Source organism: Comamonas sp. B-9 (assembly GCF_000410635.1).
Classification (GTDB): domain Bacteria; phylum Pseudomonadota; class Gammaproteobacteria; order Burkholderiales; family Burkholderiaceae_C; genus Comamonas.
Genome location: NZ_KE148532.1, coordinates 79,530 through 95,706 on the forward strand (window position 1 = coordinate 79,530; position 16,177 = coordinate 95,706).

15 protein-coding genes are annotated in these 16,177 nt (G+C 64.8%); 10 read left to right on the forward strand and 5 right to left on the reverse strand.

Annotated elements, in window-relative coordinates:
- The coding region (gene rocF / locus H928_RS0107125; protein ID WP_021025873.1) for an arginase at positions 1 to 870 on the forward strand (870 nt) is incomplete at its 5' end.
- 326 nt (positions 871 to 1,196) lie between these two features.
- Positions 1,197 to 3,404 (forward strand): catalase/peroxidase HPI, encoded by a 2,208-nt coding sequence (gene katG / locus H928_RS0107130; protein ID WP_021025874.1) that lies wholly within the window; start codon positions 1,197 to 1,199, stop codon positions 3,402 to 3,404.
- 61 nt (positions 3,405 to 3,465) lie between these two features.
- On the opposite strand, the gene H928_RS0107135 is transcribed toward katG, so the two are convergent.
- The gene (locus tag H928_RS0107135; RefSeq protein WP_021025875.1) at positions 3,466 to 4,422 is read right to left on the reverse strand and encodes a LysR substrate-binding domain-containing protein; all 957 of its coding nucleotides are present in this window, start codon (positions 4,420 to 4,422) and stop codon (positions 3,466 to 3,468) included.
- A 108-nt stretch (positions 4,423 to 4,530) separates the two neighbouring features.
- Here H928_RS0107135 and H928_RS0107140 point away from each other — a divergent pair, with 108 nt between their 5' ends.
- The 6 genes from H928_RS0107140 to H928_RS0107165 all read left to right on the forward strand — a co-directional run bounded on the left by H928_RS0107140 (position 4,531) and on the right by H928_RS0107165 (position 11,006).
- Complete coding sequence (locus tag H928_RS0107140) at positions 4,531 to 5,064, forward strand: thiamine pyrophosphate-binding protein (protein WP_021025876.1); 534 nt, start codon at positions 4,531 to 4,533, stop codon at positions 5,062 to 5,064.
- Entirely contained in the window at positions 5,064 to 5,660 is a 597-nt protein-coding gene (locus tag H928_RS0107145; RefSeq protein ID WP_021025877.1) for a thiamine pyrophosphate-dependent enzyme, read from the forward strand. The genes H928_RS0107140 and H928_RS0107145 overlap by 1 nt, the downstream gene beginning before the upstream one ends.
- 107 nt (positions 5,661 to 5,767) lie before the next feature.
- Positions 5,768 to 7,246: an aldehyde dehydrogenase gene (locus H928_RS0107150; RefSeq protein ID WP_021025878.1), complete on the forward strand. Its 1,479-nt coding sequence runs from the start codon at positions 5,768 to 5,770 to the stop codon at positions 7,244 to 7,246.
- 68 nt (positions 7,247 to 7,314) lie between these two features.
- Positions 7,315 to 8,526, forward strand: a complete 1,212-nt coding sequence (locus H928_RS0107155; protein ID WP_021025879.1) for an ABC transporter substrate-binding protein — start codon at positions 7,315 to 7,317, stop codon at positions 8,524 to 8,526.
- 83 nt (positions 8,527 to 8,609) lie between these two features.
- Positions 8,610 to 10,034: an aldehyde dehydrogenase family protein gene (locus H928_RS0107160; protein ID WP_021025880.1), complete on the forward strand. Its 1,425-nt coding sequence runs from the start codon at positions 8,610 to 8,612 to the stop codon at positions 10,032 to 10,034.
- Positions 10,035 to 10,091: 57 nt separating this feature from the next.
- Positions 10,092 to 11,006 carry an NAD(P)-dependent oxidoreductase gene (locus H928_RS0107165; protein WP_021025881.1) on the forward strand — a complete coding sequence of 305 codons (915 nt, stop codon included), beginning with the start codon at positions 10,092 to 10,094 and terminating at the stop codon, positions 11,004 to 11,006.
- Between the two features lie 69 nt (positions 11,007 to 11,075).
- Here H928_RS0107165 and H928_RS0107170 read toward each other — a convergent pair whose 3' ends face one another.
- The 4 genes from H928_RS0107170 to H928_RS0107185 form a co-directional block, all read right to left on the reverse strand.
- Positions 11,076 to 11,975 carry an NAD(P)/FAD-dependent oxidoreductase gene (locus tag H928_RS0107170; RefSeq protein ID WP_021025882.1) on the reverse strand — a complete coding sequence of 300 codons (900 nt, stop codon included), beginning with the start codon at positions 11,973 to 11,975 and terminating at the stop codon, positions 11,076 to 11,078.
- Positions 11,959 to 12,444: an Rrf2 family transcriptional regulator gene (locus H928_RS0107175; RefSeq protein WP_021025883.1), complete on the reverse strand. Its 486-nt coding sequence runs from the start codon at positions 12,442 to 12,444 to the stop codon at positions 11,959 to 11,961. The genes H928_RS0107170 and H928_RS0107175 overlap by 17 nt, the downstream gene beginning before the upstream one ends.
- A gap of 140 nt (positions 12,445 to 12,584) precedes the next feature.
- Positions 12,585 to 12,827, reverse strand: coding sequence for a hypothetical protein (locus H928_RS0107180; RefSeq protein WP_148293080.1), 243 nt, complete (start codon positions 12,825 to 12,827; stop codon positions 12,585 to 12,587).
- Positions 12,828 to 12,848: 21 nt separating this feature from the next.
- On the reverse strand, positions 12,849 to 13,751 hold the full coding sequence (locus H928_RS0107185) for a LysR family transcriptional regulator (protein WP_021025885.1): 903 nt from the start codon (positions 13,749 to 13,751) through the stop codon (positions 12,849 to 12,851).
- 98 nt (positions 13,752 to 13,849) lie between these two features.
- On the opposite strand from H928_RS0107185, the gene H928_RS0107190 reads away from it, so the two are divergent.
- Both H928_RS0107190 and H928_RS0107195 read left to right on the forward strand, forming a co-directional pair.
- Positions 13,850 to 14,803: a hydroxymethylglutaryl-CoA lyase gene (locus tag H928_RS0107190; RefSeq protein WP_021025886.1), complete on the forward strand. Its 954-nt coding sequence runs from the start codon at positions 13,850 to 13,852 to the stop codon at positions 14,801 to 14,803.
- A 58-nt stretch (positions 14,804 to 14,861) separates the two neighbouring features.
- The gene (locus H928_RS0107195) at positions 14,862 to 16,067 is read left to right on the forward strand and encodes a CaiB/BaiF CoA-transferase family protein (RefSeq protein ID WP_027010651.1); all 1,206 of its coding nucleotides are present in this window, start codon (positions 14,862 to 14,864) and stop codon (positions 16,065 to 16,067) included.
- Positions 16,068 to 16,177: the final 110 nt, after the last annotated feature.

Consider the following 16,177-nt stretch of genomic DNA (forward strand, 5'->3'; position numbering starts at 1 on the left):
GATGCCTTGCGCGTGGCGCAGCTCGGGCCGGCCTTGACGGAGCTGGGTTGCGAGGTGCGCGACCTGGGCAACCTGGCGGGCCCGGCCAACCAGCGCAAGCCGCGCGATGCCGGGCATGGCGATCTGCGCAACTTTGCCGAAGCCGTTGCCTGGAACCAGGCGGTGCATGATGCTGTGCACGGGCAGTTGGCCGCAGGCCGCATGCCCTTGATGCTGGGCGGCGACCACAGCCTGGCGGTCGGCTCGATCAGCGCCGTGGCGCGCCACTGCCGCGACACTGGCAAACGCCTCTTTGTGCTCTGGCTCGATGCCCATGCGGACTTCAACACGCCCGAGACTTCTCCCTCGGGCAATATCCATGGCATTCCGGTGGCCTGCCTCTCGGGCCTGGGCCCGCGCGAACTCACCCACCTGGCCGGTTTTGCACCGGCGCTGGGCCCGCAGTCGCTGTGCCAGATCGGGCTGCGCAGCGTGGATGCGCAGGAAAAGCATTTGATCAAGACCCACAACATCGATGTGTTCGACATGCGCGCCATCGATGAGCTGGGCATGCGCGAAACCATGCTGCGCGCACTGGCGCCGCTGGCCGGCGGTGACCCGAGCCAGACCCATCTGCACCTGAGCTTTGATGTGGATTTTCTCGACCCCGAGATTGCCCCCGGCACCGGCACCACCGTGCGCGGTGGCCCCAACTACCGCGAAGCGCAGCTGTGCATGGAGATGATTGCCGACACCGGCCTGCTCGGCTCCATCGACATCGTCGAGCTCAACCCAGCGCTCGACCTGCGCAACCAGACTGCCGAGCTGGTGGTGGACCTGGTGCAGAGCCTGTTTGGCAAAAGCACCCTGGTCAAGGATGTGCGCGGCTGAGCACTGACGGCGCGGGCGTCTGCCCGCGCATGCCGCCTGATCGGCGCGAACGCTTGTAGGCATTGTCTGACGGCCATGGCTTGGGAAGCAATGCTGTAATGGCCCCTGTCTGCCTTCTCTTGCGCCCGTCCGCGCCGCGCGACTGCGGTGTGTGTGATTTTTCTCAATCACCGCGTTGCGGATATTCAATCGGCGCAAGCGTGCTGGGCAGACCCAAGGCGTTCATAATAAAAAACCATGGAAACCGGTGTATTCATCGGAATTTCCTTCTTTCGGATACCCGCGCGGTATCTGGCGTCCCGTCAGCTTGAACCGGAGAACCCCACATGACCACAGAATCCAAGTGCCCCTTTCACAGCGCTACTGCACGCAACAGCGAGACGGCTGCCCAAGGCAATGGGACGACCAGCCAAAGCTGGTGGCCCAACCAGCTGCGTGTGGACCTGCTCAGCCAGCACCATCCTGACAACAACCCACTGGGCGCAGACTTCAACTACGCCGACGAATTCAAGAAGCTCGATTACGAAGCCGTCAAGCGCGACCTGCGCGCCGTCATGACCGACTCGCAGGACTGGTGGCCCGCCGACTTTGGCCACTATGGTCCGCAGTTCATCCGCATGGCCTGGCATGCCGCTGGCACCTACCGCGTGCAGGATGGCCGGGGCGGCGCAGGCCGCGCGCAGCAGCGCTTTGCACCGCTCAACAGCTGGCCGGACAACGTTAATATCGACAAGTCGCGCCGCCTGCTGTGGCCCATCAAGCAAAAATACGGCAACCAACTCTCCTGGGGCGATCTGATGATCCTGTGCGGCAACGTCGCACTGGAAACCATGGGCTTTCGCACCTTTGGTTTTGCCGGTGGCCGCGTCGACACCTGGGCACCCGACCAGGATGTGTACTGGGGCGCCGAGAAGGAATGGCTGGCCACCAGCGACAAGGCCAACAGCCGCTACAGCGGTGAGCGCGACCTGGAAAACCCGCTCGCTGCCGTGCAGATGGGCCTCATCTATGTGAACCCCGAAGGCCCGGATGGCAACGGCGACCCGATCTCGGCGGCACGCGACATCCGCGAGACCTTTGCCCGCATGGCGATGGACGATGAAGAAACCGTGGCCCTGATCGCCGGCGGCCACACCTTTGGCAAGACCCATGGCGCTGGGGAAGCGAGCCATGTGGGCGCCGAGCCCGAGGCCGATGGCATCGAAGCCCAGGGCCTGGGCTGGACCAGCAGCTTTGGCTCCGGCTCCGGGCGCGATGCGATCACCTCGGGCCTGGAAGTGACCTGGACGCAGACCCCCGCGCAGTGGAGCAATTTCTTCTTCGAGAACCTGTTCAAGTACGAATGGGTGCAGGAGAAAAGCCCTGCCGGCGCGATCCAATGGGTGGCCAAGGATGCGCCCGATGTCATCCCCGATGCGCATGGCGGCCCGAACAAAAAGCCCACCATGCTGACCACCGACCTGTCGCTGCGCCAGGACCCAGCTTATGAAAAGATCTCGCGCCGTTTTCTGGAAAATCCCCAGGCCTTTGCCGAAGCCTTTGCCCGCGCCTGGTTCAAGCTGACCCACCGCGACATGGGCCCGCGCAGCCGCTACCTGGGCCCGGAAGTGCCAAAGGAAGAGCTGGTCTGGCAAGACCCGATCCCAGCTGTCAACCACCCGCTGGTCAATGCCGATGATGTGGCCAGCCTCAAGGCGCAGGTGCTGGCATCGGGCCTGACGGTGCAGGAGCTGGTGGGCACGGCCTGGGCCTCGGCCTCGACCTACCGCGGCTCGGACATGCGCGGCGGCGCCAATGGTGCCCGCATCCGCCTGGCCCCGCAAAAGGACTGGGAGGTGAACCAACCCGAGCAGCTGGCCAAGGTGCTGGGCGTGCTCGAAGGCATTCAGCGCAGCTTCAACAAGGCCGCCGATGGCGACAAGCGCATCTCGCTGGCCGACCTGATCGTGCTGGCGGGCAATGCCGGTGTCGAAAAGGCCGCTGCCGATGCCGGTGTGCCCGCCACCGTGCCCTTCCATGCTGGCCGCAGCGATGCCACGGCCGAGCAAACCGATGCCGCATCCTTCCAGTACCTGGAGCCCAAGGCAGACGGTTTTCGCAACCACCTGCAAGGCCGCTTTGCCGCGCCGGCCGAGGCGCTGCTGATCGACAAGGCCCAGCTGCTGACCTTGACCGCGCCGGAGCTCACGGTGCTGGTCGGCGGGCTGCGCGCCATCAACATCAACACCGCAGGCAACCAGCAAGGCGTGCTGACGGCCAAGCCCGGCACCTTGAGCAATGACTTCTTTGTGCACCTGCTGGACATGGGCACGCAGTGGAAGCCTCAGGAGGACGGCAGCTTTGTCGGCGTCGACCGCAAGAGCGGTGCCCAGCGCTGGACGGCCAGCCGCGCCGACCTGGTCTTTGGCTCCAACGCCATCCTGCGCGCCGTGGCCGAGGTCTATGCCCAGACCGGCGCCAAGGAAAAAATGGTCAAGGACTTTGTCGCCGCCTGGACCAAGGTGATGGAGCTGGACCGCTTTGACCTGAAGTAAGCCTCCCTGCCCCACTCAAAGGCGCCCGCCCATCCCTGCCGCAGGGATGGGCGGGCATTTTTCATGGTGGGCTCGCCTTGGCCGCTGCAGCGCCCAGCCATTTGCCGCTGGGCCAGCCGCCCGAGGCAACGGCCGCCGCCAAAATCTCGCGCAGCACCGCCAAGGTGGCGCGCACCGGCCTGGTCATGCTGCGGTTGGCCGCGTAGGCCAGCGCAATTACCCGCTTGAGCTCGGGCTCGGTCAAGGGCGCGCCCTCCAGCCTGCCGGCTGCCAGGTCGCTGACCACCGCAATCGGCGGCAAGATGGTGTAGCCCAGGCCATCGATCACCACGCTGCGCTGCACCGGCAGCGCATCGGTCTCCACGCAGATGTTGAGCTGCAGGTTCTCCAGTGCGCAGGCATGCTCGACCAGCAGGCGGATGCCATGCGGGTTGCTGGGCAGCACCAGCGCGCGGCGCGCCATATCGGCCATGGGCACGGCCTTGGCGCCGGCCATGCCGCAGCCCTTGGGCCCCAGGCCCCACAGCTCTTCTTCGATCAACGGCTCCAGCACCAGGTCGGGATGCTTCTCGGCCGCATACAGCAAGGCCACATCGACCTGGCCGTTGGCCAGCCAAGGCCGCAGCGTGCCCGCATAGGCCACGGTCAAGCGCAGCTTGATGCCCGGGTAGCGGCTGGCCATCGCCGCCACCAGCGCGCTGGAGACCACATCACAGGTGCTGGGCAAGAGGCCAATGGTGACGAGACCCGTCACCTCTTCTTGCGTGCCGGCCAGCTGCAGCCGCGCTTTTTCCAGCTCGCCAAAGGCGCGGCGCGCATAGCTGGCCAGCTCCTGGCCCTGCTCGGTCAGCACCATGCCATGGCGCTCGCGCTCAAACAGCGCGCAGCCCAGGTCTTCCTCCAGCAGCTTCAGCTGGCGCGACACCGCCGGCTGCACCACATGCAGCAGCTCCGATGCGCGGGTCACGCTGCCGGTGTCGGCCACGGTCAAGAAGGCCTTGAGTTGCTTGAAATCCATGCTGCAGCCTCGATCAGATTGCGTGATAGTGGTATCAAAAATGGTGATTATTCAAATCACATCATCACATTTTATGATGCCTTCACTGGCTCACAAAACGGAAAGCAGATGAACGCAAACCCCAACCCACCACCCTGGCAAAAAGACATTTTTCAGGCCATCAAGGATGCCGGCGTGCAGCAAGTGGCCTATGTGCCCGATGCGGGCCACTCCTATGTCATCAAGAGCGCGATCGCCGATCCCGAGATCACCGATGTGGCGCTGACCACCGAAGAAGAAGGCGTGGCCGTGGCAGCCGGCGCCTGGCTGGGCGGCCAGCGCGCGGTGCTGCTGATGCAAAGCAGCGGTGTCGGCAACTGCATCAACATGTTCTCGCTGCTCAGCGCCGCCGACATCCCCTTTGTCACCATCGTCACGATGCGCGGCGAGTACGCCGAGTTCAACCCCTGGCAAGCGCCGATGGGTCGGGCCACGCAGGCGGCGATGGAGCTGATGGGCATCCATGTGATGCGCGTGCGCCGCCCCGAAGATGCACAAGAGGTCGTCAGCGCAGCGCTTGATGGCGCCTTCATGGCCGGCGCCCGCATCGCCGTGCTGATTGGCCAGGACGTGATCGGCCGCAAGAAATGGGAGAGAAAGTAATGCAGACCCGCGAGAATTCCGCTGCGATGGACCGCCGCCTGTTTGTGGCGCGCCTGCTGGCCAAGACCCCCGAGGCGCTGGTCGTCACCGGCCTGGGCTCGGCCTCCTACGATGTGTTTGCCGCCGGTGACCGCGACCACAACTACTACTTGTGGGGCGCGATGGGCGGTGCCTCATCGGTGGCGCTGGGCATTGCGCTGGCCCAGCCCGCACGCCCGGTGGTGGTCATCACCGGCGACGGCGAGCAGATGATGGGCATTGGCAGCCTGGCCACGATTGCCGCCAAGTCGCCTGCCAACCTCAGCATCGTCGTGCTGGACAACGGCCACTACGGCGAGACCGGCATGCAAAAAAGCCATAGCAGCCTGGGCACCGACCTGGTGGCCGTGGCGCGCGGCTTTGGCATTGCCCAGGTGCAGCAGCTGCGCACCTTGGACGAGGCCGATGCGCTGGCCGCGCATATCAACGCCCGCAAGGCCACCACCTTTGTGCAGGCGCTGATCCATGCCGATGAGCCGCCCCGCGCGCTGCCGCCGCGCGATGGCCCTTTTATCAAGAACCGCTTTCGCAGCGCGCTGGGCCTGCAGCCGTTCTAGCCTTTGGCAGGGATGCCGGCCGGCATCCCTTCTCAGCTCTATCCAGCACTAGCCAGCCCTCTCCAGCACCGCCCCAAGCTGCCCGCAGCCCTCGAACGCCCTTTGCCATGAAACGCTACTCCCTTCAGATTGCCGGCCAGGCCCAGCCCCCCGCCAGCGGCCAATGGATTGCCAGCCTCAACCCCTACACGGGCGAGGCCTGGGCCGAAATACCCGATGGCAGCGCCGCCGATGTCGAGGCGGCCGTGCAGGCGGCGCACACCGCGTTCAGCAGTGGTGCCTGGCCGCAGCTGAGCGCGACCGAGCGCGGCGCACTGCTGCGCAAGCTCGGCAGCTTGATCGAGCGCGATGCCGAGAAGCTCGCCCGCACCGAAGTAATGGACAACGGCAAGCTGTTCGCCGAGATGCGCGGCCAGCTGCAGTACATCCCGCAGTGGTTCCACTACTACGGCGGCCTGGCCGACAAGGTGCAAGGGGCCACCTTGCCGCTGGACAAGAAAGGCTATTTCGCCTTTACCCGCCATGAGCCGCTGGGCGTGGTGGCTGCCATCACGCCCTGGAACTCCCCGCTATTCCTGCTCGCCTGGAAGATTGCGCCGGCGCTGGCAGCCGGTTGCACCGTGGTGGTCAAGCCGTCCGAGTTCACCTCGGCCTCGACCCTGGAGTTTGCCGAGCTGTTCAACGAGGCTGGCTTTCCGCCCGGCGTGTTCAATGTGGTCACCGGCTATGGCGCGCAGGTCGGCAGCGCCCTGGTGGCGCACCCACTGGTCGCCAAGGTCAGTTTCACCGGCTCCGATGTGACGGGCCGCGCCATCAACCAGGCAGCCGCCGGCCAGCTCAAGCACGCCTCGATGGAGCTGGGCGGCAAATCGCCCAACATCGTGTTTGCCGATGCCGACCTGGAGCAGGCCATGTATGGCGCGATCTCGGGCATCTTTGCCGCCACGGGCCAGACCTGCATTGCCGGCTCGCGCCTGCTGGTTCAGCGCAGCATCCACGATGCCTTTGTCGAGCGCCTGGTGGCCTTTGCCGCCACCGCCCGCATGGGCGACCCGATGAGCCTGGAGACCCAGGTGGGACCGGTCACCACCCTGCCCCAGTACGAGAAAGTGCTGTCCTATATCGACATTGCCAAGGCCGAAGGGGCCCGGGTGGTGCTGGGCGGCGCCAAGGCCACGCGCGCCGAATGCGGCAAGGGCTGGTTCATCGAGCCCACCATCCTCACTGGCGTACACAACGGCATGCGCATTGCGCAGGAAGAGGTGTTTGGCCCGGTGCTCTCGGTCATCCCCTTTGACGACGAGGCCGATGCGCTGCGCATTGCCAACGATGTGCGCTTTGGCCTGGCCGCAGCCGTCTGGACCAGCGACATCGGCCGCGCGCTGCGCATGTCCGAGCGCCTGCAGGCGGGCACGGTCTGGGTCAACACCTACCGCGCCGTCAGCTTTATGGCGCCCTTTGGCGGCTACAAGGATTCGGGCCTGGGCCGCGAAAACGGCCAGAGCGCGATCTACGAATACCTGCAGACCAAGTCGGTCTGGATCAACAGCGGAGCGACCACCAGCAACCCCTTTGTACTGCGTTAGTTCCCGCGCCTAGCAGGTGACACAGAGCACCGCAGGCCCTTCGTCCAACAGCTCTAGGAGACAAAACCATGAGAAAAGCACAAGGACCCCTGACCGCCGCCGCCCTGGCGGTGGCCGCCCTGCTCGCCAGCGGCGCCCAGGCCGCACCCGACAAGGTCAAGATCGCCTTCATCACCGACATGTCGGGTCTGTACTCGGACTTTGACGGGCCCGGTGGCCTGGACGCGATCCGCATGGCCGTGGCCGATTTTGGCGGCGAGGTGCTGGGGCGCAAGATCGAGATCATCTCGGCCGACCACCAGAACAAGGCCGACATCGCCGCATCGAAGGCGCGCCAATGGTGGGACAACGACAATGTCGACCTGATCATCGGAGGCTCCAACTCGGCCGTGTCGCTGGCGATCAGCAACCTGTCCAAGGACAAGAAAAAGGTGTTCATCAGCGCCGGCGCCGGTGCCGATTCGCTGACCGAAGAGGCCTGCCAGCCCTATATGGTGCGCTACACCTACTCCACCTCAGCCCAGGCACGCGGCACGGCCGCTGCACTGGTGGGCCAGGGCTACAAGGACTGGTACTTCCTCACCTCGGACTACGCCTTTGGCCACTCGATGGAGCAGGCCGCGATCAATGTCGTCAAGCAAACCGGCGGCAATGTGGTGGGCGCCATCCGCCACCCGCTCAGCACCTCCGATTTCTCGTCCTATGTGATGAAGGCGCAGAGCTCGGGTGCCAAGGTGATGGGCCTGGCCAATGGCGGCGGCGACACCATCAACGCCATCAAGACCGCCAAGGAGTTTGGCATCGACAAGAAGATGAACGTGGCAGCGCTGATGGCCTTCATCACCGACATCCACAGCCTGGGCCTGGGCACCACCGGCGGCATGTACCTGACCGAAGGCTGGTACTGGGACATGAGCGATGCCTCGCGCGCGTTCTCGCAGCGCTTCTACGACAAGAACAAGAAGATGCCCACCACCTTCCAGGCGGGCGACTACTCGGCCACCACCACCTACTTGAAGGCCGTGCAAAAGGCCGGCAGCACCGAGCCCGACCAGGTGATGGCCGCACTCAAGTCGCTGCCCATCGACGACATGTTTGCCAAGGGCTATATCCGTGCTGATGGCGCCATGGTGCATGACATGTACCTGATGCAGGTCAAAAAGCCGGCCGAGTCGACCAAACCCTGGGACTACTACAAGGTGGTCAGCACCATCCCGGGCGACAAGGCCTATGCACCATCGAAGGAAGGTGCCTGCCCGCTGCTCAAGCCTGCGGCCTGAAGCCCGCTGGCTCCCGCTTTCCGACTGACTGCGCTGCGCGCCCACCATGCGCGCAGCGCCACCTATTGCCTTGAGAGTGAGACATGAACGAGAACCTGATCAATGGCCAGTGGCTGGCGGGCGCGAGCACCATCCAGAGCTGGAACCCCTCCGACACCCGCGAGCTGGTGGGCGAGTATGCGGCGGCCGATGCCGCGCAGATGCAGCAGGCCGTGGCCGCTGCGCGTGCCGCCTTTGGGCGCTGGCAGCACACCACCACGCAGATGCGCTCGGACTTTCTGCAGCGCGTGGCCAACCAGATGATGGCGCAGAAGGACAGCCTGGGCCTGCTGGTCTCGCGCGAAGCGGGCAAGACCCTGGCCGAGGGCCTGGGCGAGGTGGTGCGCGCGGCGCAGATCTTCCAGTTCTTTGCCGGCGAATGTCTGCGCTATGGCGGCGAGAGCCTGCCGTCGGTGCGGCCGGACATCGGCGTGCAGATCAGCCGCCATGCACTGGGCGTCGTGAGCCTGATCACGCCCTGGAACTTTCCGATCGCCATCCCCGCCTGGAAAATTGCCCCGGCGCTGGCCTTTGGCAACACCGTGGTGCTCAAGCCCTCGGAATACACGCCCGGCGTGGCCCATGCGCTCTTTCGCATTCTGGATGAGCAAGGCCTGCTGCCTGGTGTGGCCAACCTGGTCAATGGCAGCGGCAAGCATGCGGCGCAAGGCTTGCTCAGCGGCGTCGATGCGGTGTCCTTTACCGGCAGCGTGCATGTGGGCCAGAGCATTGCGCAGACCGCCATCGGCGAGATGATCCGCCTGCAGCTGGAGATGGGCGGCAAGAACCCGCTGGTGGTGCTCGATGATGCCGACCTGGATGTAGCCGTGGAATGCGCGCTCAACGGCGCCTTCTTCTCGGCCGGCCAGCGTTGCACAGCATCGAGCCGCCTGATCGTCACCGAACGGATCCATGACCGCTTTGTCGAGGCGCTGACCGCGCGCATGCGTGCCATGGTCGTCGGCAACAGCCTGGACAAGGCCACGCAGATCGGCCCGGTCATCAACCAATCGCAGTTCGACAAGATCCAGCACTACCTGGACCTGGGCAAGCGCGAAGGCGCCGAGCTGGTCGAAGGCGGCACGCCGGTGCAGGCGGCGACCCCGGGCTACTTTGTGCGGCCCGCCCTGCTCACCGCAACCCACAACGCGATGCGCATCAACCAGGAAGAGATTTTTGGCCCGGTCGCCAGCGTCATCAAGGTGGCCGACTACGACGAGGCACTGGCCACCGCCAACGACACGCGCTTTGGCCTCTCGGCCGGCATCTGCACCACCTCGCTGCGTGAAGCCAACCACTTCCGCCTGCATGTGCGCAGCGGGCTGGCCATGGTCAACCTGCCCACCGCCGGGCTGGACTACCACGTGCCCTTTGGCGGCACGCGCGCCTCCAGCTACGGGCCGCGCGAGCAAGGGCGCTATGCAGTCGATTTCTATACCAGCACCAAGACCGCGTATATCGCGTACTGAGCCACCGTTCCTTTTTTCCTTTTTCCACTTTTCATCGATCCGCAGGAGACCCACACCATGACAGACAGCATCGGCTTTATCGGCCTGGGGCGCATGGGCCGCTCCATGGCCGCCAATCTGCAGAAAAAAGGTTTCAGCCTCTTGGTGGCCGACCTCAACCCCGAGGCCGTGCAGGCCCTGGTTGCACTGGGCGCAGAGGCCGCCACGGTGCCAGAGATTGCACGCCGCTGCTCGGTGGTCATCACCATGCTGCCGTCCTCGGTCGAGGTCGAGCAGATCGCCCAGGGCGCCGATGGCATCTTTGCCAACGCGCTGCCAGGCACCATTCTGCTGGACATGAGCACCATTGACCCGCTCGCCACCGACCGGCTCAGCAAAGCAGCCGCCGGCCGCCAGATGACCGTGGTGGACGCGCCCGTGGGGCGCCTGGCCGAGCATGCCGACCGGGGTGAGAGCCTGTTCATGGTGGGCGCGAGCGAGGCCGATTTTGCGAAGGTCAAGCCCCTGCTCGATGCCATGGGCACCACCACCTACCACTGCGGCCCGGTCGGCGCGGGCGGGCGCACCAAGCTGGTCAACAACTATGTGGCCATCACCTTGTGCCAGGTCAATGCCGAAGCGCTGGCCCTGTCGCAGCGCTTTGGGCTCGATATCAGCAAGACCCTGCAGGTGCTGTTGGGCACCTCGGCCAACAATGGCCAGCTGCGCATGAACTTTCCCAACAAGGTGCTGGCTGGTGACACCTCGCCGGGCTTTACCATCGATCTGGCGCACAAGGATTTGTCGCTGGTCATCAGCGCCGCACATGCCGCGCGCGTGCCGATGCCCGTCGCCGCTGCCGTGCATGAATCCTTTAGCCTGGCGCGTGCCAGCCAGTTTGGCGGCATTGATTTCTCGGGCATCGCCGATGTGGTCTGTGAGCTGGCCAAGATCGAGCGGCCCCGCGTGCCCAAGGGCTGGAAGCCCAGCTGATCTCCCAGTGCTGGCACGCCACCCAGGAAGAAACGCCCCCAGGGGCGTTTTCTGCATCCAGCCCTTGGCTCAAAACATCGAGGCACGGTGCGCCGCCACCCCGGCCATCGCCCCATCGGCCACCGACAGCGCAATGCTGCCCGCTGCACGCGCGGCATCGCCGCAGGCAAACACATTGGCCACGCTGGTCTGCTGCATGGCATCGACCTGCACATAGGGGCCCATCGGGCCATCGGCCAGCACGCAACCGAGCTGCTGCGCCACCGGGCTGGCCGGCGAGGTACGTGGCTGGATAAACAGGCCTTGCATGTGGATGATGCGGCCATCGGCCAGCACCACATCCGCCAAGCCATCGATGCGCAGCACCGGCGTGTCCTCGATCTGGGTGCCGCGCCGGGCGAAATCCGCCAGATCCGCCTGCGTCGGCGCATAGACGCCGTTGAGGAACAAGGTGGTCGGGCCCCAATCGGGCAGCATCAGTGCATGGTGCTGGGCCAGCGGTGAGGCAGCAATCACACCAATCGCGCCGCCTCCCACCTCATAGCCATGGCAGTACGGGCAATGGAACACGCTGCGGCCCCAGCGCTCGGCGAGGCCCGGCACGGCGGGCAGTTCATCGCGCACCCCGGTAGCCAGCACCAGGCGGCGCGCCACCAACAACTGGCCACCCACATCCAAGGCCAGCTCGCCGCTGGGAAGCACACGGGCTTGCCGTGCCTCACCTTCGATCCAGCGCACGGTCGGGTACTGCAGCAATTGCGCACGCGCCTCTTGCCACAGCTGGGCCGGCGCCATGCCGTCGCGCGACAAAAAGCCATGCGAAGTGCTGCCCGCCTCGTCCACAAAGCGGTTGCGGCGCAGGCCCGCATCAATGACGGTGACCTGGCGGCGCGCCCGTGCCAGCTGCAAGGCGGCCGACATGCCGGCGTAGCTGCCGCCGACGATGGCGAAATCAGTGTGAATGTCCATGGTGGTCCTCTATACGGTGGGGGGTGGATGTTTTGGCCAGCCGGTGCGCGCGCAGCGAAGCGCCGATCTGGGCAGACAGCTGGGCCAGGGTGATGCTGCCCAGCTGGGCCAGCAGCGAGGCCTCGGCTTGCTGCATCGCGCTGCGCAGCGAGCTGTTCACGACCTGCGCAACCAGGCATTCGGGGTGGTCCTCGCGAAAGCCCAGCGACACCAGCGCCGGTGCGCCCAGCGCCTGGTGGATGTCGCGCAATGTTGTCTCGCCCCAGCCGGGCGCAATCAACCAGCCGCCCCCATGGCCCTTGCCGGACGAAACCATGCCCGCATCGCGCAAGCCGGCCATCAGGCGCCGCAGCACCACCGGGTTGGTGTCCATGGTCTGCGCCAGGACCTCGGAGGTCAGCGGCGCCTGCGCCTCAGCCAAGTGCAGCAGCACATGCAGAACATCGGAAAACTGGCTGTTGTGTTTCATGCAACTATTGTAGTTACATGAAATGAATCCGTGCCAGCAGCTCCGCAAAGAACCATCACCCCCGCTAAGGTCAAGCGCTTGTTGTGATCTCTATCGACCTTGCAAGTTTTTGTCGGTTCTCCATGGGTTTTGAATTTTTCTCACGGAAGTTTGAACTCGGAGTGTTTTGAGCTCAGCCAGAGGGTGTGCAGGGGCAGAGGATTGAAAACGAGGATCGCGGTCTTGCTATCGCGCCACGTGGTGTAGCCAAGCCGCTGGTCAATGGCTTCACCGAAGGCCTTCGGCCCCTTCCAAAACTTGCACTCTGCGATGAAGGCGTTGCGGTCGCCCTCGCGCAGGAGAATATCGGTCTTGCCCGTCCTATGGAAGGTCTCGCCCGTCACCTTGCCCTGCAAGGCCTGCGGCTACTGCGCTGCCAAATGGTTCAACAAAGCCTTGGCCGCCGACGACAGCAAGGCCGCGTCCCGGTAGCTGATCGCAAACTGCCGCTTCGCCCAGCTGTCCGCCAGCGGAATCACCCGAACATCCGTGTTGGCGGCAAAGCTCAGTGCCACTTCGCGCGGCACCACACTGATCGCCAGGTTGGCCTGGACCACGCGCAGCGCAGCATCAAAGTTGGAGACGTGCACGCGGTGGCGCAGCGCCTTTCCTTCTTGTGCGGCGGCGCGGGTGAGCAAGATTTGCACTGCGCTCAACGCCGGCATGCTGACATGTTCGTAGTCGAGTACGTCAGAGAAGTGCACTGCTGCGCTTTGCGCCATGCGTGCGATGGGGTGGCTTTTGTGGGCCGCAATGGCCAGGTGGTCGCTGCTATAGGGCTGGGTCTGCAGGCCGCTCAAATCGGCTGCGTCCCAGCAAATCCCCATGGCCGCACGCCCTTCGCGCACGCCGCGCACCACATCCGGGCTCACGCACTCCTCCAAAGTCACACGGATACTGGTGTGCGCGGGTTGCTGCAAAAAACTTGCGACATGGTCGGCCAAGGATTCGGCCATCACCGACGCCGTGACCAATACCCGTACCTGCCCCTGTACGCCCTTGCTATAGGCCGCCATTTCTTGCTGCATGTGGTTGGCGGCGGCCAGCATGGTGCGCGCATGCTCCAGCAAAGTCTCACCCGCCGCCGTGGGGCGCAGGCCGCGCCGTTCGCGGATGAACAAGGGCGCGCCCATCTGGTGCTCAAGCTGCGCCAGGCGCTTGCTGATGGCGGATGCCACCAGCGCCTCGGCTTGCGCAACACGGGCAATGCTGCGCTGCTCACAGACCTGCACAAACAGCCGCAGGTTCAGCAGACTCAGGTCATACATGATTTTCCTTTTTGGAACGAAACTGCTTCCGTATTGGATTATTGCTGATGCTTTGGAAAATCTAAAATCAGAGCCAACGACAAAAGCCAGGAGACACGATGACCGCCACCTCAACCCTTGCTACACGGCGCGCCAGCATTCGCGAAGTTGGCCTGCGCGATGGCCTGCAAAGCCTGGCCAGCATCGTCAGCACCGCCGACAAATGCGCCTGGATTGACGCCGCCTACGACGCCGGTATGCGCGAGATGGAGGTGGGATCGATGGTGCCCGCGCACCTGCTGCCTCAGCTGGCCGATACCGAAGCCGTTCTCGCCCATGCCTGCAGCAAACCCGGCTTGCTCGCCTCTGTCCTGGTGCCCAACCTCAAAGGCGCCGAGCGCGCCTTGGCAGCGGGCGCGCAGTCCATGGTCGTGCCCTTGTCGGCCAGCCATGCGCACAGCCTGGCCAACCTGCGCAAAACACCTGACGATGTCGTGGCGGAAGTCGCCCGCATCCGCGCAGTGCGCGACGCAGCGGGCAGCCGCGCCCACATTGAAGGCGGCGTGGGTACGGCCTTTGGCTGCACCCTGCAAGGCGATGTGGCCGAAAGCGAGGTGCTGCGCCTGATGCAGGCCTTGCTGGACGCAGGCGCCGACCATGTGAGCCTGGCCGATACCGTGGGCTATGCCGACCCCGACAGCGTGCGCCGTTTGTTTGAAAAAGCCCGGCGCCTGGTGGGCGACCGGCTGCGCACCGCCCATTTTCACGACACCCGCGGCATGGGTCTGGCCAACGCCTATGCGGCCTGGCAAACCGGCATCACCCACTTTGACGCCTGCCTGGGCGGCATTGGCGGCTGCCCGCATGCACCGGGTGCCAGTGGCAATGTGACCACCGAAGACCTGGCCTATATGCTGCAGCGCATGGGCATTGATTCGGGTCTGGATGTTCCCGCCCTTTTGCAGCTGCGCCAACGCATGCACGCCTGGCTGCCCAACGAGCGGCTGCACGGCAGCCTGTGGCAAGCCGGCGTGATTGCAGCACCCCGGGCTTCTACCGCCATTTGCGCTTAAGTTTTAAACCAAATCAACCGCTGGCGCTTACCCCATGCATGCTGGTGGCCATCAAAATATGAGTACCCCATCTCTCTCCCCATCGCTCCCACTCGCCGGAATCCGCGTGGTCGAATTCACCCACATGGTCATGGGCCCCACCTGCGGCATGGTGCTGGCCGACCTGGGTGCCGAAGTCATCAAGGTTGAACCTGTCGAGGGCGACCGCACGCGCTACTTGCTGGGTGCGGGCGCCGGCTTTTTCCCCATGTTCAATCGCAACAAAAAAAGCATTGCGCTGGACCTGCGCCAGCCCCAGGGACTGGAAGCTGCCATTCGCCTGGCCAGCACTGCCGATGTGGTGGCGCAAAACTTCAAGCCCGGCGTGATGACCAAGTACGGCCTGGATTATGCCGCGCTGTCCAAGCTGAACGAGCGCCTGATCTATGTGAACCACACCGGCTTTTTGCCCGGGCCGTACGAGCACCGCACAGCGCTGGACGAGGTCGTCCAGATGATGGGGGGCCTGGCCTACATGACGGGCCGCCCCGGCGACCCGCTGCGCGCGGGCACCAGCGTGAACGACATCATGGGCGGCATGTTTGGCGCGATCGGCGCCATGGCTGCGCTGATGCAGCGCGCCCAAACCGGCAAGGGGCAAGAGATTGACTCGGCGCTGTTCGAGAACAACGTCTTCCTCGTCGGCCAGCACATGATGCAGTACGCCGTGACGGGCGAGGCGGCCGAGCCCATGCCCAACCGCATCTCGGCCTGGTCGGTGTACGACGTGTTCACCGTCCAAGACGGCGAGCAGATCTTTTTGGCCGCCGTGAGCGATGCCCAGTGGCGCACCATGTGCCAGGCCTTTGGCTGGGCCGATCTACTGGCCAACCCGCGCTACACCACCAACAACGAACGCGTACGTGAGCGCCCGGCCCTGCTCGCCGATCTGCGCGCGCGTCTGATCCGCATGGATGTCGCACAGGTCGCCAAAATCTTTGAAGACAACGCTCTGCCCTACGCCCCCATCAGTAAGCCAGAACAACTGCTGGACGACCCGCACCTGCAGGCCTCCGGCGGTTTGGCAGAGGTAACGCTGACCGACGGCGAACGCGCCGGCCAAACCGCACAGACCGCCTTGCTGCCGCTGCGCATGGCAGGTGAGCGCCTGACCGTACGCAAAAACCCGCCGCGCCTGGGCGAGCACACCGCCCAGTTGCTGGCCAGCCTGGGCTACGACGCCGCGCAGATCAGCGCCATGCAGGCCGCCCAGGCAGCTGCATAATGCTACTAATATAAGAGCATACAATCCTTTATAGACAGGCGCAAAGCCGCAATCAGGAGACAAACATGCACCCCACCCGCCCATTCACCCGCCGCACCGCACTGGCCATG